Below are 23,646 nucleotides of genomic sequence, written 5' to 3'. Positions count from 1 at the left end.
TTATTGTTAGTTATTCATGACCTTAGCTCCTGTTTAATTATTTAATAGGACAACACTATACTACAATAAAAAATTTGTCCCCTGGTTTTCTTTAAGAGAACCAGGGGACAATAATATAGTATTACTTTTAAGGTTAAAATTTAGCTCCTGTTCCGGCTTCTTTAGTCCAACCCGGGTTTTGATAAATTACAGATTCAGATGCTCCTCCGGTCGTCGTAATAAGAAAATGCTCTGTGGCAATTGGGTTTAAGTAATGAGCATACGCCCAAGAATATCCGTCACTTACAAGGTTCCCAGAACCAACGTTTATCCTGTATGGCATCAGGTAATCACTTTCATCACTGCTAGAAACATTAGGAACACCACTTTCCCCAGGTTCTATTAAGATAGAATTTCCATCTTCGTCTTCATACCATTCGCTCATAGGCCCCCAAAGTTTAAAGCCTTTGATAATATGAGGGGCGCTTTTTAGCTGGTCTAATGCTCTCCAACGTTTTAAATCAAAAAGGCGCATTCCTTCAGCCATTAGTTCACTTCGTCTCTCTCTTCTTATGTTGTATAACACGGGATCACTAAGAAGTATACCACCAGAATAAGCGGCAAAATCATTTTCAGCCTCTTTTGAAATATCTGTTGCTGCAATTGTCACTGTAAAATCTGGATTTACTCCAGCTCTTTCTCTAATTGCTTGCCAGTATTCAGTAGCTTTTCCATTCACTGTTCCCTCTTTTAAGTATGAAGCTTCAATATAATTAAGATATGCTTCTGCAGCTCTAAAAACAATACTACCTGTAGAGCCATTATTTCCTTCAGTGTTACTTTGAAGGTAGGAGAAACCTTTTTTAATGGAGTATCCGGTTACATCTTTTGTTTCCTGTAAACCTGTTATTTCAGGTATTCCAATAAGAATTGGACTGCCGCCGGGTTCTGTGGCGTCAATTAATCTGAGCTCACCCGGTGCTTTCATAAAAAGCTGAAGCCTGTGATCGCGGTCCACTTTAACATCTTCAATAAAATCATCTCCTGCGTAACCAGATCCAGGGGCATATATGGGGAGTCCGTTTGTCATTAGAAAGTTATCTACAAAACTTCTGGTGTATCCAGAATTTCCACCATTCTGGTTTATGTAATGGTTTACGTTATGACTTACACCCAAAGTTGGGTCGTAATCTCTCCACAATAAAACCTCTTCATAAGACTCTAGATTATCTGAACCAAACATGGTGAAATATGGATTGCTGGAGGAGTTGTAACCAATATCATCATTAGGAATATTAGGTACTAATGAGATAGCATCTGCAACTGTTGAAGATGCATCCATCGCCTCAGTGAGAAAATAATCAATTTCAGCATCTATACTAATTTCAAAATCATTGACTAAACCTGTTCCGGGCCAATTAGGGCCACCTGGTACAAATGGAGTGCCTTTATGGTAGGTTAACCAGCTGCCTTCATGCAGTGCTACTCGCGATTTTAATAAAAGTGCTGCATATTTTGAAATCCTGTTCTTGCCATTAGGCGGTGTCTCCTGTAAAAGTTCAATTGCAATATCAAGATCGGAAAGGATAAAACGTGCTACTTCATTTCTTGGTCTCCTCTTAGACTCTGCAATTAGTTCTTCTAAATCATCTTTAAGGGTTTTAGTTACAATAGGGAAATCACCTACTGCTTCAACTTTTTGAAAATATTCATAAGCTCTAAGGAAATAAGCTTCTCCTATGTAATGTTCAACATTTTGAGGTGTTCCCTCAATTTCTCCGGCTTCCCATCTTGGAACCACTGTTTCAAGGAAATAATTAAGCTGCCGTATATTTCCAAAATTCCATATACCGCCTGACTGAGGTACCCGCCATTCTCCGGGAGCCCAGATATTACTGTAGCCGGTAGTTGCTTGATTATCGGTATGGTTATCCTGTGCAAAAGTACCAATTCCCCATCCCCCATGTGTGGGGAAGTTGTATCGGGCAATGGTATAAGCGGCAAGATCGGCTTCTCGGTTTAAGTAAGCATCGGGCGTGACGTCAGACAGAGGTTCCCTGTCAAGAAAGTCATCAACTTCACAGCTCATAACAAGCAGGGTGGTAAGGATGACAAATATATATCTAATAAATTTCATAATTGCTTATTTTAAATTTTAGTAAGTGATATTAAGACCAACTGAATATACCTGTGAGTAAGGGTATGTTTTACCGTCATTCCAGCCTCCCAAACCAATAGATTCAGGATCAAACATATCTATCATATCTGTAAAGGTCAACAAATTTTCCCCGGAAACATAGACTCTAAAACGCGCCTTTTCAAAGGCTCCAAAGGAGTATCCAAGCTGAACATTTTTTACTCTTAGGTATGAAGCATCTTGTAAATACCTGGTTTGTGTCTGTTGATTTTTGCCACTTCCGAACATTGGACGGGGAAAGTAAGCATTGGGGTTGACCTCTGCCAGCCCTGCCTGCACCATGGGTGAATTTTCATCTCTAAAGAAGTTCATGTGTTCTTCAAACCCGGCAGATTGCCACATTCCTCCATTAGCTCCCCAAAAATAGGGGCCATTTGGCATATAGTCTCTTTTCCCGAAACCCTGTAAGAATACACGGAAATCAAACCCTTTGTAGTCACCGCTCATGTCAATTCCAAAGGTGTAGCGAGGAGTAGAGTTACCTATTATAGTTAAGTCTCCCGGATTTTCAAGGGTGCCATCTCCTGAATTAATCTCACCATCTCCATTTAGATCGGCATACATAATATCACCGGCTTCCCAGTTACTTCCTAATTGGCTTTGACTGGTGTTTGCCAGATGGTTCTGCATTTCTTCATCTGTTTTGGCAATTCCAATAGTTTTGTATCCCCAAATTTCACCCATTGCCCTACCGTCATACCAGTCTGAAATATTATTTGTAGGGTTCGGATAGCTGAGCACCTTTTGTTTGGAATCAGAAATGGTTCCTCTAATACTGTAATTGAAATCTCCAATATAATCTCTCCAGTTTATTTCAAGTTCAACTCCGGTTGACTCCATATCGGCATTATTAATTCGTGGCACTGCAGTTCCAAGTATGGCAGGTAATTGGGGTGCAGGCCCTACCATATCAAGAGTTTTTCTGTTAAAGTATTCTACACTTAAATTCAATCTGTTTCTCAAAAGTGCCATATCTAAGCCCACGTTCCAGCTGGTCACTCTTTCCCATGTAAGCAGGGAACTTACAAGACCGGGTGCACTTGCTGTATTTGGTTTTTCACCATTGAGTAACCAGCTACCATTAGCCGTACCTACGGGCATAGACTGGTAAAAGGGGTACCAGTTGCTTGTATTCTGGTTACCAAGTTCTCCATAAGAACCTCTTAGTTTTAGCAATTGAATGGTTTTGTCTAAATGCCAGAATCTTTCGTTGGCAATGTTCCAGCCTGCCGATACTGAAGGGAACAGGTTCCAGCGTTTATCATTGATAAAGCGGGAAGAACCATCATAGCGGGCGTTAACCTCCAGTAAATACCTTTCTTTGTAATTGTAATTTAATCTGCCAAAGAATCCTGCTACAGACCAGTGTTGGTATTGGCCTTCTGTTGCCCTACTTTCATCTGTGGCAGTATCAATAGTGGGAAGATCGGGTGTGATTAATCCACTTCTTGAAGCACCTATTGTTCGATACTTTGTCAATTCCGAATTATAGCCGGCCATGACTTTGAAATTGTGAACCTCATTGAAGTCAAAGGTGTAATCAGAGTAAATGTTAGTGCTGAAATAATCTTCTTTGCGATTGTACTCGTAGACTGAACTATAACCAGGAGAATTCCATCCTACAGCAACAGGGTAAGGGTCTCCAGCCACATCATATGCATAAGCCGGAAGAACTTCCGAATGGTTGTTTACATTGGTGATCTTGTAATTACCAATGGCGTATATATTCCATCCCTCAAGAGGTGTAATTGTCAACTGCCCCTGTAAATATAATCTATCAACAAGGTCATTGGTGCGTCCTCCCTGCACCAGTTGCGGAATTTCTCCTGAAGAGTCACCAAAATTCCCATTTGGATCCCTCACGGGTACGGTTGGCCATCTTCGGGCAATATTGTGATAGAATAAGCCTCCCTGCTGTGTAGGTCTTTCATATTCTCTGCGTGAAAACCGGGTGCTGGAGTTGAACCTTACATATTTCGAAATTTCTGTGTTCAACTTACCGCTAAAATCGTAATCTTCCAATCTATCTTCCCCGTAGGCAAGTAGACCTCCTTGATCCAGAAACCTTGCAGAAGTGAAATATGTAGTTTTTTCAGTACCTCCGCTTAGACTCAGGTTATGCTCTTGTGAAAATGAATAATCTTTATATAGTTCCTCAAACCAATCTGTATTGGCATTAGACCCAGTATAATATTGATACCTGTCGCCATTTGCATTGGGTACTGTGCCATAGTCAATATCTCCGTTTTGATATTTAATTATTCTTTCAATTACTTCTTGCGAAAATGGCGGTGCCTGACCCGAATTTTCAGCTGCTTCATTCCAGTACAAAGCAAATGTATGGGAATCCATCATGTTTGGAACGTGCAGCGGAGAGCTAAAACGAAAGTTATTACTGTAGTTAATAGTTGGTATGCCCAACCTGCCATCTTTTGTGGTAACCAGAATCACACCAAAGGCAGCCCTTGAACCATATACAGCGGCAGCAGCTGCATCTTTTAGCACAGTTATAGATTCGATGTTCTGGGGATTTAGAGCATCCAGGTTTGCTTCCATACCATCTACCAGAACGAGTGGAGCAGAGTTAGAACCGGAGCCAATAGTACCCGAGCCACGTATGTTGAAACTAAGTCCGGAATTTAATTCACCCCCCAGTCCGGATGTTTGAAAATTAAGACCTGGAACCACCCCCTGTAGCATTTCACTTACATTGGGAACAGGACGGGACTGAAGAACTTCAGAGTCTACTGTTGTTACCGCTCCCGTAAGGTTAGCCTTCTTTTGAGTACCATAACCCACAACCACTACTTCATCAAGAGTAGCGGCATCAGGCTTGAGGTTTATGGTTAATTTAGAATTTCCTTCAACTGGTACTTCATGTGAAGTGTAACCAACATATGACACTACCAAAGTGGCATCGGCAGGCACCAAAATTTCAAAATTTCCATCGAAATCAGTCATTACACCATTAGAGGTGCCTTTTTCTAGAATGTTTGCCCCAGGAAGCGGTGTTCCTGTTTCTGCGTCTACAACTATTCCACTAACTGGAGTCTCAGCCTGTTGAGAATATACTGTGAGACAGAACACCAAAAGTGGAATTAACACAAGTAATTTTTGTTTCATTTTTTATTTTTTGTGGTTAGTATCCAAGCGAAATCGATGTAGTATTTAAGGAGGAGTAATGCTACTCAATTCTGCAACTTAGATTTAAAAAGTTTATGTGGTATAAAACTAATTAAGATGCTTTTAAGATATTTGCACTTTATTTGCAAATCATTGCACAAAATTTGCTTCTTCTAGTTTTATCTTTTATGTAAATTTTATTGAAGTTTTTTGTGTAGGTAAAAATATACCGAAAGTAGCAGGAGAAGAAACTTTTTAAACCAGGATGATCCTTAAACCACCGGCAATAAAAAAGCCGGGAGAAATTCCCGGCTTTTGTTGAGTAAGAGTAGCGAGAACGAGATTTGAACTCGTGACCTCCGGGTTATGAACTTGATGTTTTATCTATGCAATTTCAACTAAAACCATGCAAAATATTTGATTTACAGTGCTTTATATAATACCTGATCTTAATTAGAAGGTATTAAAATCAAATTATTCTGTACTTATTCTGTACTATTCTGTACTTATTCTGTACTAACTGCCTAAACATTTCACTATCTTTACTAAGTTTTAAATCAGATCATTATGGCTAATGTAAAGATTGTTTTACGGAAGAACATGATAAGAAAGGATGGCACAATTCCCCTTGCATTGAGGATTAGTGAAAATTATAAAACAAATTATCATTGGCTTGGACAATATGTTTTTGAAAAGGACTGGGATAAAACTGCTGGAAAAGTTAAGAGAACTCATCCCAATTATAGAAAATTGAACAATTTTTTGATGAAAAAGTTGACCGAGGTCAATGATATTTATTTTGAGTCGAAAGATCGTATTACTCCCAAACAAGCCAAACAAAAATTAAAAGGTCCTGGAGGCTTAAAATCTTTTTTTGCATTAGCAGCTGAACGTATAAAGGACAAATATGAAAGGGGGACATTCTCTGTAGCCAAATCTGAATTGTCAATCCTCTATAATTTAGAAGAATTTTTAAATCTAAAAAAATCTAAAAACAAATCTACAGTTATCAAAGAGATCAAAGAACGACGTAGAGAGCGTATAAGTAGGGCAAAAAGGGCCGAATATATGTGGATGGATGGAGTGAACTATTTTCAAAAAAGTACAGCTTTACGATTTCAGGAAATTGATGAGGCATTTATAAATAAATATAAAACTTTTTGTCTTTCTTATTTAAACCAAACAACTAGAACTGTTACGAATCAGCTTATTTTTATTAGAACACTTTTTAATCTAGCAATAAAAGAAGGTATTATTGATCAAAAATATTATCCTTTTGCAGGGGAAAAAGAGAAAATTCGAATTGGTTCTGGTAATAAAATCGGTCTAACTATAGAAGAGGTTGAAAAAATAGAAGTTCTAAAATTTGAAGAAGGTGCTTCAATTTGGCATACTCATAATGTATGGTTGTTTGCTTTCTATTTTGCAGGCATACGTATTTCTGATGTGGTTAAACTGAAATGGTCTGATTTTAAAGATAATCGTCTTTATTATGTAATGAATAAGAATGAAAAGGCATTGAGCTTAAAAATTCCTGATAAAGCCGAAAAAATATTAAGCTATTACAGAAAGGACAAGATACTTTATAATGGATATGTATTTCCTTTTCTAAAAAATGTCCATCCTAAAGATGCTGAAGAAATTTATATTAAAACAAAAAATGCTACCAAACTTCTCAATAAATATCTAAAACGAATTGCAGAGGAATGTGGTATAGATAAAAATTTATCCAATCACATTGCAAGACATAGCTTTGGGAATATTGCAGGTGATAAAATTCATCCTTTGATGCTGCAAAAGCTCTATCGACGAGGGTGTAAAATAAACTCTGTCTGAAAAGGATTTTTAAATAATTTTATTCAGACAAACCCATGACAACAGAAGAACAACAAAATTTAGAGAAGAAAGCCCTGGAGCAGTTTATATCGGGCAAGAGTCTCTTCGGAAAAGATGGTGCCTTTGCACCTATGCTTAAGAATTTTATTGAAAAAGCTCTTGAAGCAGAGATGGATTCTCATCTTAATGAGGAAGAACGTTCCGGTGGTAATAAGCGCAACGGCAAAGGAAAAAAGAAGATAAAGAGCGGCTTCGGATCCTTTGAAATTAATACCCCACAAGATCGGCAAAGCAGTTTTGAGCCAGAATTGGTAAAGAAGCGCCAGACTATATTAGCGGATAATCTATCTGAAAAGATCATAGGTCTCTATGGCCTTGGAATGAGCTACCGTGACATATCTTCACACATCAAGGAGATGTACGACACGGACATTTCTCACACGGTCTTAAGTCAGATCACTGACAAGATCATTCCCGATGTAAAAGCATGGCAGAGCCGTCCTCTGGATTCCCTTTACTGCATTGTATGGCTTGATGCGATGCATTACAAAGTGAAGGTAGAAGGAAAAATAGAACATAAGGCTCTCTACAATATTTTAGGAATCAATAAAGAGGGATATAAGGAAGTTCTAGGTATGTACATCTCTGAAAGCGAAGGCGCTAATTTTTGGCTCCAGGTGCTAACCGATCTACAAAACCGGGGACTGGAAGATATTTTAATTGCCTGTACAGATAATCTAAAAGGTTTTACTAATGCTATTCTAAGCGTGTTTCCTAAGACACAGGTACAGCTTTGTATTGTTCATCAAATAAGAAACTCCCTAAAGTACATTGCTTCAAAGAATCAAAAGGAATTTATGCGAGATCTTAAGAAAGTGTATAGGGCCGTGAACAAAGAAATAGCTGAAGATGAACTGCTTAACCTGGAAGAAAAATGGGGTCAGAAGTATCCAGTAGTCATTGATAGCTGGCAACGCAATTGGGAGGAACTCTCACAGTATTTTCAGTACACCGAACCAATCAGAAGGATAATCTATACTACTAATGCCGTTGAAGGTTTCCATCGTCAGGTTCGTAAGGTTACAAAAACCAAAGGAGCCTTCACTAATGACATGTCACTACTGAAGCTGGTCTACTTGGCCACCAAGAACATCGAAAAGAAATGGACAGCTCCTCTTCATAATTGGAGCCTTACGATTCAGCAATTTTATATTAAATTTGGAGACAGGATACCACTGGCTATAAATACCAGTACCTCTGGAATCATCAACAGAAATATTGAAAGATCAGACAGAGTTTAAATTACAGACCCTTAGCGACATAGTAATCTAAAGACTACTCTGAATTATCAGGCCAATTTCATTCATCGAGATGCTGATGAAGCTTTGGATAGTGTGATAAATTTTTGATTAGGTGAGACTTTCCCGTAACGTTTGAAAGTTTAAAAAAGTGATTTTAGACACTATCCCTTAAAGCGTGGAAATTTAAAATAAAAGTGTTTGACTTTAAAATCTAAAACTGAACTCTTTCTTCGTAGATAGTCAAGAACTGATTGAGGACGATTCCCGAGTTTCTAATAGGCGTTGACCATTTTTTAATTGCTTCCTTCGGAGCTAAATATACAGATTTGATTACAGCATCATCGGTTGGTGAGGATAATTGGTTGTTGGTGTACTTTCTGATCTTCCCGTTCAGGTTCTCAAAACGATTGGTGGAATAAATAATTCGTCTGATCTCCAGCGGAACTCATAGAAGACGGTAAGGTCATTCCAGTTGTCTCTCCAGCTTTATTAGCATAAGAGTATGTGGAATTCCATTTGTTGACAAAATCCTCCAGAGCAGCTTCTGCTGCTTGTTGGGGAAGTGCATCATAAATGAGCTTAATGTCTTTGGTAAAGACTTTTTTATATTTCCAAACTACATATCTACAGGTATTTAAAGGATGATTTTACCCGGCAACGATATCACTGCTGATTCGGTCTGTAATTCGGGAGTAGAGACATCAAAACCATTAACCTCAGAGATGTGTTCCTCAAAATCGCTATTGCTCATTCCTTGATATTTTCGATGGCATCAACCATGTTCTGTCCCTTGGGAACAAAGGATCCAACCCGGTCTCAGGAACCTTTACAGTGCCTTCACCAAAAGAACTCCAGATCTAGACTTCTAGTGCTTATCATAATCGAAATGGTCATCCAATTCACACTCAAGCATTTTCTCCAATCCACGTTTTTAAAGTTGATTAAAAAATTCCAAGTTCTTCTCCTGATTTAAACTCTTTTAAAAATTCATCATCGAATAAATCTTTTTTCATTGTGTAAATATTATTGTCTGGAATTTGCAGGCAAGATTTAAAAGACTTGGAGGTTGGCAAACCTACATGTTTTACATTTACACAGTTTATGAGATAGTCCTAATTTTTTATTTATTGGATGTCCGCTAAAGTGAGTACTTTTGTTCATAGTATTTGATTTTGTGGTAAAAACCAAATTACTCTAAAGCGGGAAACCCATCAAGGGAATCCCGCTTTTAAAAATTTAACCGGACACAAATGTTTTTAAATATCCTTCTTCCTCAGATTTAGGAGTTAATTTTTCAATGTATGTATTTGAATATTTTTTGCGGTTAGAATTCTAGTTTTTACGATTTCCTGGTTTTTGTTTCATCTTATCTTTCATTTTTTGCATCATCTCTGGATTTTCCATCATCTTCTGCATCATTTTTTCCATCATCTCGGGGTTTTCCTGCATCATTTTTTGCATACTTTGTGTCATCTGTTCACGCATTTCCGGATTTTTTCGCATCATTCCGTGCATTTTTTCCATTATTTGCTTACGCATTTGCGGATTTTCCTGCATTTTTTCCATCATCTTCTGACGCATTTCCTGCTTATCCATCATTTTTTTCATCATCATTTCCTGCATTTCAGGATTTTCCTCCATCATTTTTTGCATATGCGATTTCATTTTTTCTTTCATTTCGGGATTATTGGCCATCATACCTTTCATTTTTCCCGATTCCATCATTTGCATGTGTTCCTGTATCATGATTTTTTTAGCCTCTTCACTTTGCTGAGCCTGGCCAATAAATTCCTTAAAATTATTCGGATTCGATATAATTTCCTGATAGACCGCATATCGATTTTCATTTACATCCATCGTTTCGGCAGCATTGAAGGTTGATTTACAGCTAAGTAAAGTGCTTGCTACTCCAATAATCATTAAAGTTTTTACTATTGTTCTCATATTCTAGTTTTAAAAATTATTAAATCGGTTATTTAAATTTATAAAAAGTTTATTTTTTCTGGTCCTGTTCAACTCATTAAGGATATTAAGGAGCTTTTATAAAAGTAGTTTATATAATATCTATCCCTTTTCTTATGAAAGGCTTTATTTTATGAGGAAAATTCTCATCATTCCCATATCCTCATGTTCCAGATTATGGCAATGATATACAAAAGACCTTTAAAATCGTTGAAATCCATTATCAAACGAATTTTCATTCCGGGCATTAATAAAACCGTATCCTGCCATCCTTCGTGAATTATACCTTCTTTGATAGAATTCCAAATCGATACGGTTTTCCGGCTTTCAGTATAATTCTGAGTTTTAGTTTTTTGAGTTCGTTTTTCTTTCTCCAAATTCTGGAAAATTTACTCGATAATCGAGATTTAAATACTCCGAAGTTGTTTAATTTAAACGTTATCCACTATTTTTTGTAGTTTATTTCCAATTTCTGTGGCGATCTCTTCTAAATCTTTGTTTCCTACCGCCTGCATAGATGCCGAAGGGTTTACTGCAGCGATCGCAATTTTACCCTTTGCCACTTCCTGAACAATTACATTACAAGGCAACATAGTACCGATCTTATCTTCGGCTTTTAGTGCTTTGTGTGCGTAGGGAGCATTGCAGGCACCCAGGATTTGATATTTTTTAAAATCAACATCCAGTTTCTTCTTTAGGGTAGCTGCTATATCTATTTGGGTGAGCACCCCAAAACCTTCCTTTTCCAATTCATTGGTAACTTTTTTAATTACTTCTTCAAATTCTCCCGACACTGTTTTGGCAAAATAATATTTCATACATTTTTCTTTTTAAATGATTAACTCATGAAAATAAATTTATATAAAGAGACTTTCAGTAACAATTGTTACATAAGATTTTAAGCTTAATCGTCATCTGCGGCTTTTCTTTGAAAAAGTTCAAGTTATTAAAGATGATACCCTCGAAGAACTCGAAGTAGTGGAAATTGGTATTTTACATGATTTTCTAACTCAAAAGAAATTTTATTTAAATGTATAACTTAAATAGTTAGCAATTTAATTAGTTGAAGTATAAACCATAGGAGCTAAGGTTCTTGTGGTTTACTATTTTTTCTCAAATCTCTGTGATAAATTACTACTTTTGTAGTCTGTGCGTACAAAATCTCAAATAAAAGCTTTATTCCTCCTTGGTATCTTTATGCTGATGTCTCTTCATCAGATAATTCCACATGCACACCATGCACATGGGCAGGAGAAGAAGGAGGTTGCGCATCATCATCATTCCGGTGAAGATCATCACCACGAAAAGAAGCAAGAAGATAAGCAGGGGGGATTCTTGTCCTATCTGTTGGCCATTCATTCGCATACGATTGCTTTGAATGAAATTCCGGTTATTAAGGAATATTCCGAGGATGTAAGATTGCAAAAGACAGAAGCCAAAAAGAAAGCCTCAAATAAATACTATTCAGAGAATTGGGTTTTAGCTGATCAAGATTCAGAAAGTTTTGAAATTTATCAGCCTCCCAATGAATATTTCAACCCTTATTTATCCATACTCTCACTTCGGGGACCTCCCGACTTAGTTTGATTAACTAGTCAGGCCACTATTTAAAATAGCAGGCCGATCTTATCATATAGATTAAACTAAAATCAAAAATTATGTTCAGATATATAGTTTCCGCTTTCTGCGGATTCCTTATCTCTACCGGCTCATTTGGCCAGAATACCGGAAGGAATGACATTTTAAAGGAGATAAGCCAGAATAATAGGCAGCTACAGGCATATCAGTCGTTTATTCGCAGTCAGAAGCTTGGAAACAAAACTGAAAATAATCTGCCGGACCCTCAGGCTTCAGCATATTATTTACCATTTGGGGAGCATGAGACAGAAGATTATTATGAATATCAAATATCTCAGCGCTTTGAATTTCCGACGGTCTATGCGGCCCGCAGCAAACGGATTGACAAACAAAAGAAGCTACTCGAACTAGAGTACGACGCCATGCGCCAAGAAGTCCTTCTGCAGGCCAAAAAAGAGCTTTTCGAGCTTCAAATTCTGCAGCAGCGAGAAGAGCTGGAGCAACAGCGCTTGGAACAGGCACAACAGGTGTATAAACAGATCCAGCGATTATTCGATGCGGAACAGATCGGGATCCTGGAGCTGAATAAGGCCAAAGTTGCCTGGCTGCAGCAACAATTTGAATTGGACCAAATAGAGATTGAAATGAAGAACACCTTGATGGAACTTCAGAAACTGAATGGGGGAAATCCGGTTCAGGCAGATGAAATCCTGTTCATTGAAGACGCTGAAGTTGCCGAAATGCAGGTGCTTTGGAACGAAAAACTTTCCGCAGATGCCGAGGTCCAAATGTTGACTGCCCTGGAGGCGGTGGCGGAACAACAGGTGAAACTGCAAAAGAATAAAATTTTGCCAGATCTTACCATTGGATATAATTATCAGGGAGTGAATTCGACCAATTATTCCGGCTTTTTAGGGGGACTTTCCATTCCGCTATGGAATAGTAAGAATAAAGTGAGAGCTGCCAAAGCTCAGTTGGAATACGTGCAGGCTAATGCCGGAGCCGAGACTGCCCAATTCTATACCCGATTTCAGGAAAATTACCGGCAATACCAGTTAATAAAGCAGAAATACGAGGAATACCGGGATACCTTTAAAGACCTGAATTCCGAAGAACTTCTATTTAAAGCCTATGAGCTGGGAGAATTCTCGTTTCTTGATTATTACCGGGAAGTGGAATTTTACCGGCAGGCGCATAACAAAATGCTGGAAATGCAAAAAGAGCTTTTTCAGCTAAAAGCACAACTTTTAAAACATCAATTGTAATTTAAAATTAAACATTATGAAATTCAGGAATTTATTTTTCGCAGCAATATTAGTATTTGGTTTTTCAGCTTGTAGAGATACAGCTAATGAAGATCACGGGCACGAACATGGAGAGGGAGTCGAAGCTCACGCCCATGAGGAAGAAGAGCATGGTCATCCACATGATGAAGATGGGGGGCATATGCAGGAAGAGTTCACAGTAGGCGAGGATTCTCTGGATATGTCTCACGAGGAAGAGGAAAGCCATATGCATGACGATGGTACCGAGCACCACGAACACTAAAATTAAAAATCAGATATGAAATATATTTTTATAGTGTGCATCTCGCTTTTTCTTTATTCCTGCGGAAATAACCCGGAAGAAGACCATGCGCACGATGCCGAAGGAAACCACCTTACAGGTGATGTTCCGGCCATAAGCAAAACCGTGTGGACAGACCAGACGGAGCTTTTCGTGGAATATCCGGCTTTGGTGGAGGGAAAGATCAGCAAGTTCGCTGCCCATTTCACCTCGTTGGGCAAACATAAACCGATTCGTGAAGGATCGGTGACAGTAAGTCTTGTAAGAGGTGATAGCGGTATTCGTAATACTGCGGAAGCACCTTCTTCACCCGGAATTTTTTCTCCCGCTTTACAACCGAAAGAGCCGGGAACTTACAACCTGGTCTTTGACCTTAAAACTCCTGAATATTCAGACAGGATCGTGATCGAAAATGTACGGGTTTACTCTTCGGTGGCGGAAGCTGCAGAAAATATAGAGGCTGCAGAAGAAGCCGGAATAAGCTTTTTGAAGGAGCAGGCCTGGAAAATCGATTTTCAGACAAAACCTGTGACTAAAGGTGAAGTCTATGATATCGTTCATACTTCGGGAGTATGGCAGGCGGCACCGGGAACTTATAAAACCGTTGCAGCCGGCGCTAACGGAATGGTGAATTTTGTTTCCGAAAATTTAACGGAAGGCTCCGAGGTGAACAGAGGTCAGTTGTTGATGACTTTGAGCAGTGAAGGACTTTCTTCCAATAATATTCAGGCGGAGATCGCCCAGGCGAAAGCCAGGTACGACCAGGCGAAAGCCGAATATGAGCGAAAAAAGGAACTTTATCAAGACAGAATAGTTCCCAAAGCGGAATTCGAAAAGGTAGAAAGTGATTTTCGCGTAGCCGAAGCGAATTACCGTGCGCTGGCTTCTAACTATGGAGCCGGCGGAAAGCAGATTCGCGCTCCTTTTGACGGTTTTATCAAATCCATCAATACCTCTAACGGAGATTATGTGGAACAGGGAGCAAATTTGATTACTATAGGTACTGACAAATCTCGACTCCTGAAAACCCAGTTAAGTGCGACTTATAATCCAAGTAAGGAATCCATCGCCAATGTCTGGTACAGGAATGATCAGGGGGATTGGGAAAGTGCATTAAATTCTGATGGATCCATTGTTTCTGTGGGCAAAGAGGTGCAGGATGGAAAGCCAATGATTCCAGTTTATGTCAAAGTAAATGACGTGGTTGAAATGCCCGAAGGCAGTTTTACCGAAGTACAGATCGCCCTGGGAGAGGCTGAAACAGTAGTTGTAGTTCCTGAAGCTGCCTTGCTGGAGGACTATGGCAACTATTCTGTCATTGTACAAACCGGCGGCGAAAGCTTCGAGAGACGGCCGGTAAGGATCGGAAAACGAAATGGGAAGAACGCACAGGTTTTGGGCGGACTGCAAGAGGGGGAAGTCGTTGTAACAACCGGCAATTACCAGGTAAAGATGGCTTCAATGTCAGGTGAAACACCGGGTCACGGTCACGAACATTAATCCTGAAACAAAAATTAGATGTTAAATAAAATATTATCGATTTCACTTCACAACCGCCTTCTTGTGCTTTTGGCAGCGGTAGTGCTTAGTGTTACAGGGTTCTACTTCGCACGCACCATGAACGTGGATGTGTTCCCAGACCTTACAGCACCTACAGTGACCATTCTTACCGAAGCTCACGGTATGGAGAGTGAAGAGGTAGAGAAACTGGTGACTTACCAGCTCGAAACCGCGATGAACGGTTCCCCAAATGTGAGAAGGATCCGTTCTTCTTCAGCTGCGGGAATTTCTATTGTTTGGGTTGAATTTGACTGGGGTACCGACATATACAGAGCAAGACAGATCGTTAGTGAAAGGATTCCCATGGTGCGTGAGAACCTGCCGGGTGGAGTAGGCGCTCCGACCATGGCACCTATTTCTTCTATTATGGGCGAGGTAATGCTTTTGGGAGTGACTTCAGACAGTCTGAGCCCAATGGAACTGAGAACACTTTCAGACTGGCAGATTCGACCACGGATCAAAGCCATTGGAGGGATTGCAAACGTGGTGGTGATAGGCGGGGATTACAAGCAATACCAGGTTTTTGCCGATCCGGCAAAAATGAAGCACTACGACGTTAGCCTTGCCGAACTGACTGAAAAAGTGCAGGAGGCAAATATGAATGCACCGGGTGGTTTTTTGAATCAATACGGGAATCAATATATCATCAAAGGTAGCGGCAGAGCTTACGCCGTGGAAGACCTGGAGCAAGCTGTAGTCAAACAGGTCAACGGGCAGAGCATCAAGATAAAAGATGTTGCTGAAGTGCAGATAGGTGCTGCCGATAAGATCGGGGATGGTTCCCTAAACGCAAAACCGGCAGTTATCCTGACTATTTCCAAGCAGCCCGATGTAAATACGCTGGAACTTACCGAAAGGTTGGATGAGGCCATCGCCGAACTGGAAACAAGTTTGCCGAAAAGTGTCGAGATCAAAAGTCAGATCTTCCGCCAGGCCGATTTTATTGATGCTTCGATTAGCAACCTTAATATGACCCTGCTCGAAGGTGCCTTTTTTGTGGTTATCGTGCTGTTCATTTTTCTTATGAACTGGCGTACCACCTTTATTTCACTGCTGGCCATCCCAATTTCCTTACTGGTGTCCATAATCATTTTAAAATGGCTGGGGTACACTATTAATACGATGAGCCTGGGAGGTATGGCTATTGCCATTGGTGCACTGGTAGATGACGCCATTATTGATGTGGAGAACGTTTATAAACGCCTGCGGGAGAATGTTCGAAAACCGGAAGCGGAAAGACAATCTGTTATTACGGTGGTCAGGGACGCTTCGGTGGAAATAAGAAGTTCGATTATCATTGCTACGCTCATCATCATCGTATCATTCATTCCGTTGTTTTTCCTTGGCGGAATGGAAGGCAGATTGCTGAAGCCACTTGGAATTGCTTTTATCACTTCAGTTTTGACCTCATTGGTGGTTGCAGTTACTGTTACTCCGGTGTTATGTTCTTATCTTTTAAAAGATGAAAAAATGCTGAAGAAGCAGGCTCAGGGAACCAAAGTTGAAAGATGGTTACAGCAGCGTTACGCCGCAACTCTCAACCGAGCACTGAAGATCCCTAAAACGGTGATTGGAGTAACTGTAATCGCTTTTTTACTGAGTATCGCCCTTTTCACACAGCTGGGGAGAAGTTTCCTTCCGGAATTTAATGAAGGTTCCCTGGTGATCAGCGTAGTTGGTCCTCCGGCAATGTCCCTGGAAGAAAGCAACAAGACAGGAAGACAGGTAGAACAGCTGTTACTCGAAATGCCCGAAGTTGATGTGGTGACCCGAAGGACAGGTAGGGCCGAATTGGATGAGCATGCCCAGGGGGTAAATGCCGCCGAGATCGATGTGCCTTTTACACTGGAAGAAAAATCGAAGGAAGAATTCTTTGAAGAGGTAAGGGGAAAACTGAGTATGGTGCCCGGAGTAAATATCACTTTAGGGCAACCCATTGCTCACCGAATCGACCATATGCTTTCTGGAACCCGGGCAAATATTGCGATCAAAATATTCGGACCCGATCTGCAACAGCTTTATGAAATTGGAACAGACGTGGAGCAAAGTATAAGCCCCATCAACGGACTTGCCGATGTAGCGGTTGATCAGCAGATCGAGGTGCCGCAGATCAAGATCACGCCAAAACGCCAGATCCTCTCTGCTTACGGCATGACTGTCGGCGAATTAATGGAACAGGTGGATGTTGCCTTTGCCGGCCACGAGGTAGGGGAGATCTATGAAGGTCAAAAATACTTTGACCTTGTGGTGAGATATGGTGAGGAGTTCAGAAACAGTATTGAGAATATTAAAACTGCTTTAATAGGACTTCCGAACGGCTCACAGGTGCCATTGGAACAGCTTGCCACAGTTTCCTCTGTAAGCAGCCCCAATACCATTAGCAGGGAAGATGTACAGCGTAAGATCGTTGTAGCTGCCAATGTGCAGGGACGGGATCTGCGAAGCGCGGTAGAAAAGATCAGGGAAACCGTAAATTCTTCCGTAGATATTCCGGAAGGTTACAGGGTTGAATACGGCGGACAATTCGAAAGTGAATCCAGAGCCTCACAGATGCTGATGATTTCAGCTGTTTTGGCGATCCTGGTAATTTTCCTGTTGCTGTATTTTGAATTTAAGAATGTCAAACTGGCTTTTATCGTCCTTATCAATCTGCCGCTGGCATTGATCGGGGGAATCCTTATCGTGTACTTTACATCGGGAATTGTGAGCATAGCTTCGACTATCGGTTTCATTAGTCTCTTTGGGATTGCTACTCGAAACGGAATCCTACTGGTGTCCAGATACGAAGACTTACGGCAGGAAGGCTTAAGAGGTTTTGAATTGATCAAATCGGGCGCATTGGACCGGTTAAATCCGATCCTAATGACAGCCTTCACTACAGGTCTGGCACTTATTCCATTAGCTTTAAAAGGAGGGGAACCGGGAAGTGAGATCCAGAGCCCGATGGCTGTGGTGATACTTGGGGGGTTACTCTCGGCAACCATTCTGAACCTGGTCGTAATCCCTTGTGTGTATGATCTTGTTACTAAGAAACTTTAATACTCAAGAGTAATTTTTAAAAATCCCGAAAGTAAAATTTCGGGATTTTTTATTTTTGATAGATTGAGGTTTGGTTCTGAAGTTAATCCTTTCTGTGGAAAACCGGGAAGCGGCTAATTTCATTCACATGTACATTCTTTGAAGTCAAGTCCGCTTTAAATCCTACTTTTAAGGATAATCTATTTCCATAACCCGGTCAGCACATTGCCGCTCTATTTCGCGAAAAGCTGCATTTCGGGCAAAGAGCTTTCCTAAATAGATCTTGGACACCATCCCCAATTTTTCCTTTCCATTTCGCTAATCGTTCTGCTACGTCGAAACGAAATGCTACATTCTCACTACAAAATCGGAAATGGAGTCCGCTTAATCGGATATCCATCCTTGCATTTGGCCCCGCTTCCAATGTTTTGTACTTCACATAAGGACTTTAGACCAACTTCCGCGCCGTCACTGTCCCTTCCTTTTTTTTGTAAGCAAAATACCAACATTTGAAAGTTGAACGGACTGCATAAGCCAGTCGTACCTCCTTTTTATAAGTCCTTATCAATTCCAAATATTGAAAACGTATAAGCAACAAAAAAAGGTAACAGCGACGGCACTACGGGAAGTAAATCTAAAATGAACATTATGAAATCGTACAAAAACATCAAAAAGGAAGCGGGGCCAAAAAAACAAAAAGAGGAAAACGCTCAGGATACAATAAGTAAATCACTTCAAAAAAATATAAACGAAAACTGCCTGAAGGGTTCAGGTAGTCTATTAATTAATCTTTAATTCTTTTATTATGAGTACTATCAAAAATCACGTACAGCTAATTGGAAATGTTGGTCAGGAACCAACCATTACAAACCTTGAGAACGGTAAAAAAGTAGCCCGTTTTTCACTTGCCACAAATGAGTATTACAAAAACGACAAAGGCGAAAAAGTGCAAAATACGGAATGGCATACCGTAGTCGCCTGGGGAAAAACTGCAGAAATCATTGAGAAGTATGCAGGAAAGGGTAAGGAAATTGGAGTGAGCGGAAAATTGAAATCCCGTAGTTACGAGGATAATGACGGCATTAAACGCTATGTTACCGAGGTGGAAGCCAATGAGATCCTCTTGTTAGGCGTAAAGAACGGCCATACTTCAGCCGAGTAAATTAAAAACAAAGAGGGCGTTCCTCTCGAAAGTTGCGCCCTCTTTCATTATTCACCTTCAAATCAGATCATAATGGAAATCAAAGTTAACGAAATAGCGATAAGTTATAGTGGAAGCCTTAAAATAAATCAGCTTCCAAAAATAAATTCCTCTCAAAATGCAGCCGAACTCCTTTATGGACAATGGGACAAAAACAGTATCGAACTGCACGAAACCTTTAAAATAATGTTGCTGAACAATGCCAATAAAGTAAAAGGTATTTATCAGGTATCCACCGGAGGGATTACCGGCACCTTGGTAGACTTAAGGATCGTATTTGCCGTAGTACTCAAAAGCCTTACCACGGCTGTAATCCTTGCTCACAACCATCCGAGCGGAACCTTGAGACCGAGTGAACCGGATAAACGCCTGACCCAAAAAATTAAGAAGGCAGGGGAATTATTTGATATAAAGGTATTGGATCATTTGATCCTGACACCTGATGGAAATTATTTCAGTTTTGCAGATGAAGGAATGCTTTAAATGCAAAGCTTATGATTTATCTTAATTTTTCAGACCTGACCGAAGAAGCCCAAAACCGACTTTTGGAGAATTCCAAAAAGGATGTGAAACGAAAATTAGGGGATGATATGAGCAAGTACCTTAGAGAAAATTATACCTGTTTTGAGATGATGGTAGAGGAAGCCTGTCCTGAGTGAAGTCGAAGGGAAGCACTACAAAATTGTACTTCTATCCTGTGATATTCAACATCTGATTTTCTGAAATTTGCAGTAAAGCACCTCTAAATTTTTGGAGGTGTTTTTCCGTTCAAATAATTTCAAGTGAAGAAAAATCAGTATATTTATCTCGCTGAAATTCAGCGTTTAATTTTACGTAGGGTTATCCATTTTTTGACTTTCGCCGATAACCGTACCCATCAAAAAATACATAACAGGAAATTATTTCCCTGGAACTGGCAATTGGCTTTTGACCAAATTGTACGGAATTTTTGTTCGCCTGTGGCGAACGAAAAGGAGTAGCAAGAGGGTAACACGCAATGCGATGTTAAGCACTCCTTTTCGTTTTCAAAATGCTGATATTCAGCAACTTGAAAAAATATAAAATTTCCAACCTTCTACAATTTGCGACAAATGCCCTATAAACGCCCATTTTTAGGGAAGGATTTGCGACAAATCGGCGGATTATGGACTCATTTATCGGCATTAGGTTCAAAAAGGAAACGGCAAAACGTTTTCAGGAATTTTCACGAACACACTTCAAATCGCACACCGAAGCAATGGCAACAATGCTCGATTTTTTCTTCTACAACGAGATTTCCCCAAAGGAAAAACTAGGGCCTACGGGAAGGACAATCGAAGCTTCCCTAAAGAAACGTATCAATGCAGTAATTGCCATAATGAGGGATATGGAAAAGAGCCAGACCAAACCCACCGTGGCAATGTTGGAATCCCTTTTCCAGACCGAGGAGCCCAAAAAGAAACCCTTGATTTTGGAAAAGAAAATCATTGAAGAGAAGAGTGAAGTACGACCGCCTGCCGGCGAGGCAGGCTTTCGAGAAAAGCTAAACGGGAACAACGATCTGTAAATTTTGGTGCTATGTACATTACCATTACACCTCAGAAATTAGGGAACAATTACTCACAAAGTTCAGCGGATTTTGTGAACTACCTGGAGAAAGAAAACCAAGGTTTGGAACAGGGAATACTGCCTACTGGCAAGAAAGGTATAGAACATTTTTTTAATCAGTATGATGACGAAATATCAGCGGATGAAGTCGTAAAGGAAATTGATGGAAATGGTGCCAAACTTAAAAAGACGGAACCGAAATTCTATTCAATCACGGTCAGCCCTTCCAAATATGAACTAAACCGGTTACAGAACAATAGCGAGGATCTAAAAAGATACACCCGTGAACTGATGAAGGACTATGTGGCATCCTTCAATCGTGAAATCAACGGAAGACCAATTACTATCGATGATATAAAATATTATGCAAAAATAGAACACCAACGAACGTTTAAGGGAACGGATTGGCAGATTAGAGAAAACCAACCCTTTGCTACAAAAATATTGCAGCTCAAAACCGAAATCAGAAACATTAAAGAAGGGCGAGCTGAAGGCATTATGAAACTATTGCAGAATAAAATTGACCGCTTGGAAAAGGAGGCACCCCACCAACAGGACGGGAAGCGAATTGTTCAGGGGATGCCAAAGGCAGGAAATCAAAGCCATATCCATATCATCGTGAGCAGAAAGGACGCATCCAACACCTTCAGCCTTTCACCGGGGAGCAAGCATAAGGCCTCGGAAGTAGAGATGCATGGCAAGAACGTAAAACGGGGTTTTGACCGGGATCTGTTTTTCGACCGGGCAGAAAAGACCTTTGACAGGAGTTTTGGCTATCAAAGAAACTTTGCCGAGACCTACCAGGCTCGAAAGGATTTTATCAAAACCCCTAAAAACTATTTTGCTTCCCTGATGAAACTGCCTATCAATGAAAGAACCATCGCCTTTAAAGTGATAAAGGAAAGTAATGTTCCAATGTTACCAAGTATTCCGGTTACGCAGGCACAACTGGCGATGAAAGTTTTCAATCGCTTAAGACGTGGTGTGGACATCGCTATAAAATCAAGTTCAATAGGTATCTAAAGGGAAAAGTCTAATGCAACTAGCCAATCCACTACACATACTTTTAATGATCGTTTTGACAACTTCAGTATTTTATGGACTGTATCGGTTATCAAAGTATGCCTTTTTAATAAACATCGTGCTGCTCTTTGGAATACTAGCCTATATATATTATCCTCATAATGCGATAAAAGCACTACTTTATTTAGGCTGTCCTTTATTTTTGGTCAACACGATATTTTACGTTTTTCTGCATAAACCTGATTTAATGCAAACCATCTCTGAAAAATATCGGGTAACCTTTAAAACAGATAAAAAAACTTTTAGAATTGAAAACATTAAACGGGGAGCATCTATCATCGGATCTGCTGGAAGTGGAAAGACTGAAAGCGTAGTTTATGGATTTTTAAAACATTTCCAGAAACATAACTTCTGTGGGGTTATTCACGACTACAAAGATTTTGAACTTACCGAAATGGCCTACCCGCTATTTAAAAATTTGGATATTCCCTTTAAAATTATCTCATTTGATAAAATCATCCATAGGGTAAATCCTATTGCACCCCGATATCTCGAAAACGAAGAAAGTGTGAATGAGATTTCCCGGGTACTTATTGAAAATCTTCTGGAACAGCGGGAATCGGGAACTACAGGAACCTCTAAATTTTTTAATGATGCAGCTGAAGGATTGATTGGTGGAATGATCTGGAAACTGAAAACATCCTATCCTAACTTTTGCACTTTACCCCATTTAATCGCTATTTACCAATTTTTGGATACCGATAGTCTGATAAAATTTTTAGAGACCAACACGACATCCAGGGCAATGGCAGATGCGTTTATTAGCGGCAAAGATTCTGAAAGACAGACTGCTGGAGTGAAAAGTACTCTGGCCAATGCTCTGAAACGCATAAGCACTCAAAATATTTTTATGGCCCTGTCTGCAGATGAAGTGCCATTAAATATCAATAATCCGGAAAATCCTGCTGTGATCTCAGTCGTGAACAATCCTAAATTTGAAACCTCCTATTCTCCTGTTATTGCCGCGATTATCCATACGGTTATTAAACAAATGAGTGTGCGCAATTCTAAGCCGTCTTTCTTGTTGATGGAAGAAGCACCAACCATTCGGTTATTAAATATGCATCGCATTCCGGCTACCTTGAGAAGTTACGATATAGCGACCATTTACGTAATGCAGGACAAGATTCAAAACGATATGATGTATGGTGATAAAGCGAGTAAAGCGATTTTAAGTAACCTTTCCTATCAATTTTTCGGGAAGGTGAATGATCCAGACACGGCTAAATATTATGAACGCTTCTTCGAAATAGTGAAAAAAGAAACTACCAGTATCAACCGAGGATACAGCCTTGATTTTGATACCCGTATTACTACCGGGGAACGGGAAATTCCTAAAATAAGGGCAGATGCCTTTTTTCGTTTAAAGCAGGGAGAGTTTATTACCTATGCGGATGGGGAGGATAAAAAGGTCCAGTTCAAACTTCCTAATATTTCAAGACAGCTTCCTGAGAAATATAGAATATTTTCGCAGGCTGAACTAAAGGAGAATTTTGATAGAATTTATTCTGAAGCAAAGTCTATTTTTGGTAAATGAAGACTTGCCCAAAGGTTCCTTCTTCCAAAATTCCCGGACTGGAGCAAAAGAAAAGACATGGAATAGGCCCTAAATTCGGACTTATTTTATTGCCTGATCAACATGGTTATCCACCGGT

17 protein-coding genes and 1 pseudogene are annotated in these 23,646 nt (G+C 39.9%); 12 read left to right on the top strand and 6 right to left on the bottom strand.

Annotated features, from left to right (window positions below; translation table 11 throughout):
* Nucleotides 1–133 precede the first annotated feature (133 nt).
* Complete coding sequence (locus JRG66_RS03070; protein WP_265164278.1) at nt 134–2,116, bottom strand: RagB/SusD family nutrient uptake outer membrane protein; 1,983 nt, start codon at nt 2,114–2,116, stop codon at nt 134–136.
* Nucleotides 2,117–2,134: 18 nt separating this feature from the next.
* The gene (locus JRG66_RS03065; RefSeq protein WP_265164276.1) at nt 2,135–5,299 is read right to left on the bottom strand and encodes a SusC/RagA family TonB-linked outer membrane protein; all 3,165 of its coding nucleotides are present in this window, start codon (nt 5,297–5,299) and stop codon (nt 2,135–2,137) included.
* A gap of 567 nt (nt 5,300–5,866) precedes the next feature.
* On the opposite strand from JRG66_RS03065, the gene JRG66_RS03060 reads away from it, so the two are divergent.
* Both JRG66_RS03060 and JRG66_RS03055 read left to right on the top strand, forming a co-directional pair.
* Nucleotides 5,867–7,135, top strand: coding sequence for a phage integrase SAM-like domain-containing protein (locus JRG66_RS03060; RefSeq protein WP_265164275.1), 1,269 nt, complete (start codon nt 5,867–5,869; stop codon nt 7,133–7,135).
* A gap of 35 nt (nt 7,136–7,170) precedes the next feature.
* Nucleotides 7,171–8,436: an IS256 family transposase gene (locus tag JRG66_RS03055; protein ID WP_265164273.1), complete on the top strand. Its 1,266-nt coding sequence runs from the start codon at nt 7,171–7,173 to the stop codon at nt 8,434–8,436.
* Nucleotides 8,437–8,647: 211 nt separating this feature from the next.
* On the opposite strand, the pseudogene JRG66_RS15710 reads toward JRG66_RS03055, so the two are convergent.
* The 4 genes and pseudogenes from JRG66_RS15710 to JRG66_RS03035 form a co-directional block, all read right to left on the bottom strand.
* Nucleotides 8,648–9,071 (bottom strand): annotated as a pseudogene (locus JRG66_RS15710) (transposase); the annotation flags it as partial.
* A gap of 697 nt (nt 9,072–9,768) precedes the next feature.
* Entirely contained in the window at nt 9,769–10,356 is a 588-nt protein-coding gene (locus JRG66_RS03045) for a DUF4175 domain-containing protein (RefSeq protein ID WP_265164272.1), read from the bottom strand.
* Between the two features lie 168 nt (nt 10,357–10,524).
* The gene (locus JRG66_RS03040) at nt 10,525–10,572 is read right to left on the bottom strand and encodes a hypothetical protein (RefSeq protein ID WP_265165396.1); all 48 of its coding nucleotides are present in this window, start codon (nt 10,570–10,572) and stop codon (nt 10,525–10,527) included.
* 257 nt (nt 10,573–10,829) lie between these two features.
* Complete coding sequence (locus tag JRG66_RS03035; RefSeq protein WP_265164270.1) at nt 10,830–11,216, bottom strand: DUF302 domain-containing protein; 387 nt, start codon at nt 11,214–11,216, stop codon at nt 10,830–10,832.
* A gap of 331 nt (nt 11,217–11,547) precedes the next feature.
* Between JRG66_RS03035 and JRG66_RS03030 the strand changes: the two genes are divergently transcribed.
* From JRG66_RS03030 to JRG66_RS02985, 10 genes are all read left to right on the top strand, one after another.
* Complete coding sequence (locus JRG66_RS03030) at nt 11,548–11,985, top strand: DUF6769 family protein (RefSeq protein WP_265164269.1); 438 nt, start codon at nt 11,548–11,550, stop codon at nt 11,983–11,985.
* A gap of 71 nt (nt 11,986–12,056) precedes the next feature.
* Nucleotides 12,057–13,241, top strand: a complete 1,185-nt coding sequence (locus JRG66_RS03025) for a TolC family protein (RefSeq protein WP_265164267.1) — start codon at nt 12,057–12,059, stop codon at nt 13,239–13,241.
* Nucleotides 13,242–13,539: 298 nt separating this feature from the next.
* Nucleotides 13,540–15,042 (top strand): efflux RND transporter periplasmic adaptor subunit, encoded by a 1,503-nt coding sequence (locus tag JRG66_RS03020; RefSeq protein WP_265164266.1) that lies wholly within the window; start codon nt 13,540–13,542, stop codon nt 15,040–15,042.
* An 18-nt stretch (nt 15,043–15,060) separates the two neighbouring features.
* Nucleotides 15,061–18,141: an efflux RND transporter permease subunit gene (locus JRG66_RS03015; protein ID WP_265164264.1), complete on the top strand. Its 3,081-nt coding sequence runs from the start codon at nt 15,061–15,063 to the stop codon at nt 18,139–18,141.
* Nucleotides 18,142–18,925: 784 nt separating this feature from the next.
* Nucleotides 18,926–19,282, top strand: a complete 357-nt coding sequence (locus JRG66_RS03010; RefSeq protein ID WP_265164263.1) for a single-stranded DNA-binding protein — start codon at nt 18,926–18,928, stop codon at nt 19,280–19,282.
* Between the two features lie 72 nt (nt 19,283–19,354).
* On the top strand, nt 19,355–19,804 hold the full coding sequence (locus tag JRG66_RS03005) for a JAB domain-containing protein (RefSeq protein WP_265164262.1): 450 nt from the start codon (nt 19,355–19,357) through the stop codon (nt 19,802–19,804).
* Between the two features lie 11 nt (nt 19,805–19,815).
* Nucleotides 19,816–19,980 carry a hypothetical protein gene (locus JRG66_RS03000; RefSeq protein ID WP_265164261.1) on the top strand — a complete coding sequence of 55 codons (165 nt, stop codon included), beginning with the start codon at nt 19,816–19,818 and terminating at the stop codon, nt 19,978–19,980.
* A 485-nt stretch (nt 19,981–20,465) separates the two neighbouring features.
* Entirely contained in the window at nt 20,466–20,867 is a 402-nt protein-coding gene (locus JRG66_RS02995; protein ID WP_265164259.1) for a BfmA/BtgA family mobilization protein, read from the top strand.
* 11 nt (nt 20,868–20,878) lie between these two features.
* Entirely contained in the window at nt 20,879–21,931 is a 1,053-nt protein-coding gene (mobB, locus tag JRG66_RS02990; protein WP_265164257.1) for a MobB family relaxase, read from the top strand.
* Nucleotides 21,932–21,944: 13 nt separating this feature from the next.
* A complete protein-coding gene (locus JRG66_RS02985; RefSeq protein WP_265164256.1) occupies nt 21,945–23,528 on the top strand; it encodes a type IV secretory system conjugative DNA transfer family protein in 1,584 nt (527 codons plus the stop codon).
* Nucleotides 23,529–23,646: the final 118 nt, after the last annotated feature.

Origin of the sequence: Salinimicrobium tongyeongense (assembly GCF_026109735.1) — a bacterium.
In the GTDB taxonomy this organism is placed as follows: domain Bacteria; phylum Bacteroidota; class Bacteroidia; order Flavobacteriales; family Flavobacteriaceae; genus Salinimicrobium; species Salinimicrobium tongyeongense.
This window is presented reverse-complemented; position numbering and strand designations above follow the sequence as displayed.

What these genes read in the sequence shown, in the direction of transcription:
- JRG66_RS03010 (WP_265164263.1), top strand. Translation starts at nt 18,926, where the DNA reads ATGAGTACTATCAAAAATCACGTACAGCTAATTGGAAATGTTGGTCAG.
- JRG66_RS03005 (WP_265164262.1), top strand. Translation starts at nt 19,355, where the DNA reads ATGGAAATCAAAGTTAACGAAATAGCGATAAGTTATAGTGGAAGCCTT.
- JRG66_RS03060 (WP_265164275.1), top strand. Translation starts at nt 5,867, where the DNA reads ATGGCTAATGTAAAGATTGTTTTACGGAAGAACATGATAAGAAAGGAT.
- JRG66_RS03065 (WP_265164276.1), bottom strand. Translation starts at nt 5,299, where the DNA reads ATGAAACAAAAATTACTTGTGTTAATTCCACTTTTGGTGTTCTGTCTC.
- JRG66_RS02985 (WP_265164256.1), top strand. Translation starts at nt 21,945, where the DNA reads ATGCAACTAGCCAATCCACTACACATACTTTTAATGATCGTTTTGACA.
- JRG66_RS03000 (WP_265164261.1), top strand. Translation starts at nt 19,816, where the DNA reads ATGATTTATCTTAATTTTTCAGACCTGACCGAAGAAGCCCAAAACCGA.
- JRG66_RS03025 (WP_265164267.1), top strand. Translation starts at nt 12,057, where the DNA reads ATGTTCAGATATATAGTTTCCGCTTTCTGCGGATTCCTTATCTCTACC.
- JRG66_RS03055 (WP_265164273.1), top strand. Translation starts at nt 7,171, where the DNA reads ATGACAACAGAAGAACAACAAAATTTAGAGAAGAAAGCCCTGGAGCAG.
- JRG66_RS03015 (WP_265164264.1), top strand. Translation starts at nt 15,061, where the DNA reads ATGTTAAATAAAATATTATCGATTTCACTTCACAACCGCCTTCTTGTG.
- JRG66_RS03070 (WP_265164278.1), bottom strand. Translation starts at nt 2,116, where the DNA reads ATGAAATTTATTAGATATATATTTGTCATCCTTACCACCCTGCTTGTT.
- JRG66_RS03020 (WP_265164266.1), top strand. Translation starts at nt 13,540, where the DNA reads ATGAAATATATTTTTATAGTGTGCATCTCGCTTTTTCTTTATTCCTGC.
- JRG66_RS03045 (WP_265164272.1), bottom strand. Translation starts at nt 10,356, where the DNA reads ATGATTATTGGAGTAGCAAGCACTTTACTTAGCTGTAAATCAACCTTC.
- JRG66_RS03035 (WP_265164270.1), bottom strand. Translation starts at nt 11,216, where the DNA reads ATGAAATATTATTTTGCCAAAACAGTGTCGGGAGAATTTGAAGAAGTA.
- JRG66_RS02995 (WP_265164259.1), top strand. Translation starts at nt 20,466, where the DNA reads ATGGACTCATTTATCGGCATTAGGTTCAAAAAGGAAACGGCAAAACGT.
- mobB (WP_265164257.1), top strand. Translation starts at nt 20,879, where the DNA reads ATGTACATTACCATTACACCTCAGAAATTAGGGAACAATTACTCACAA.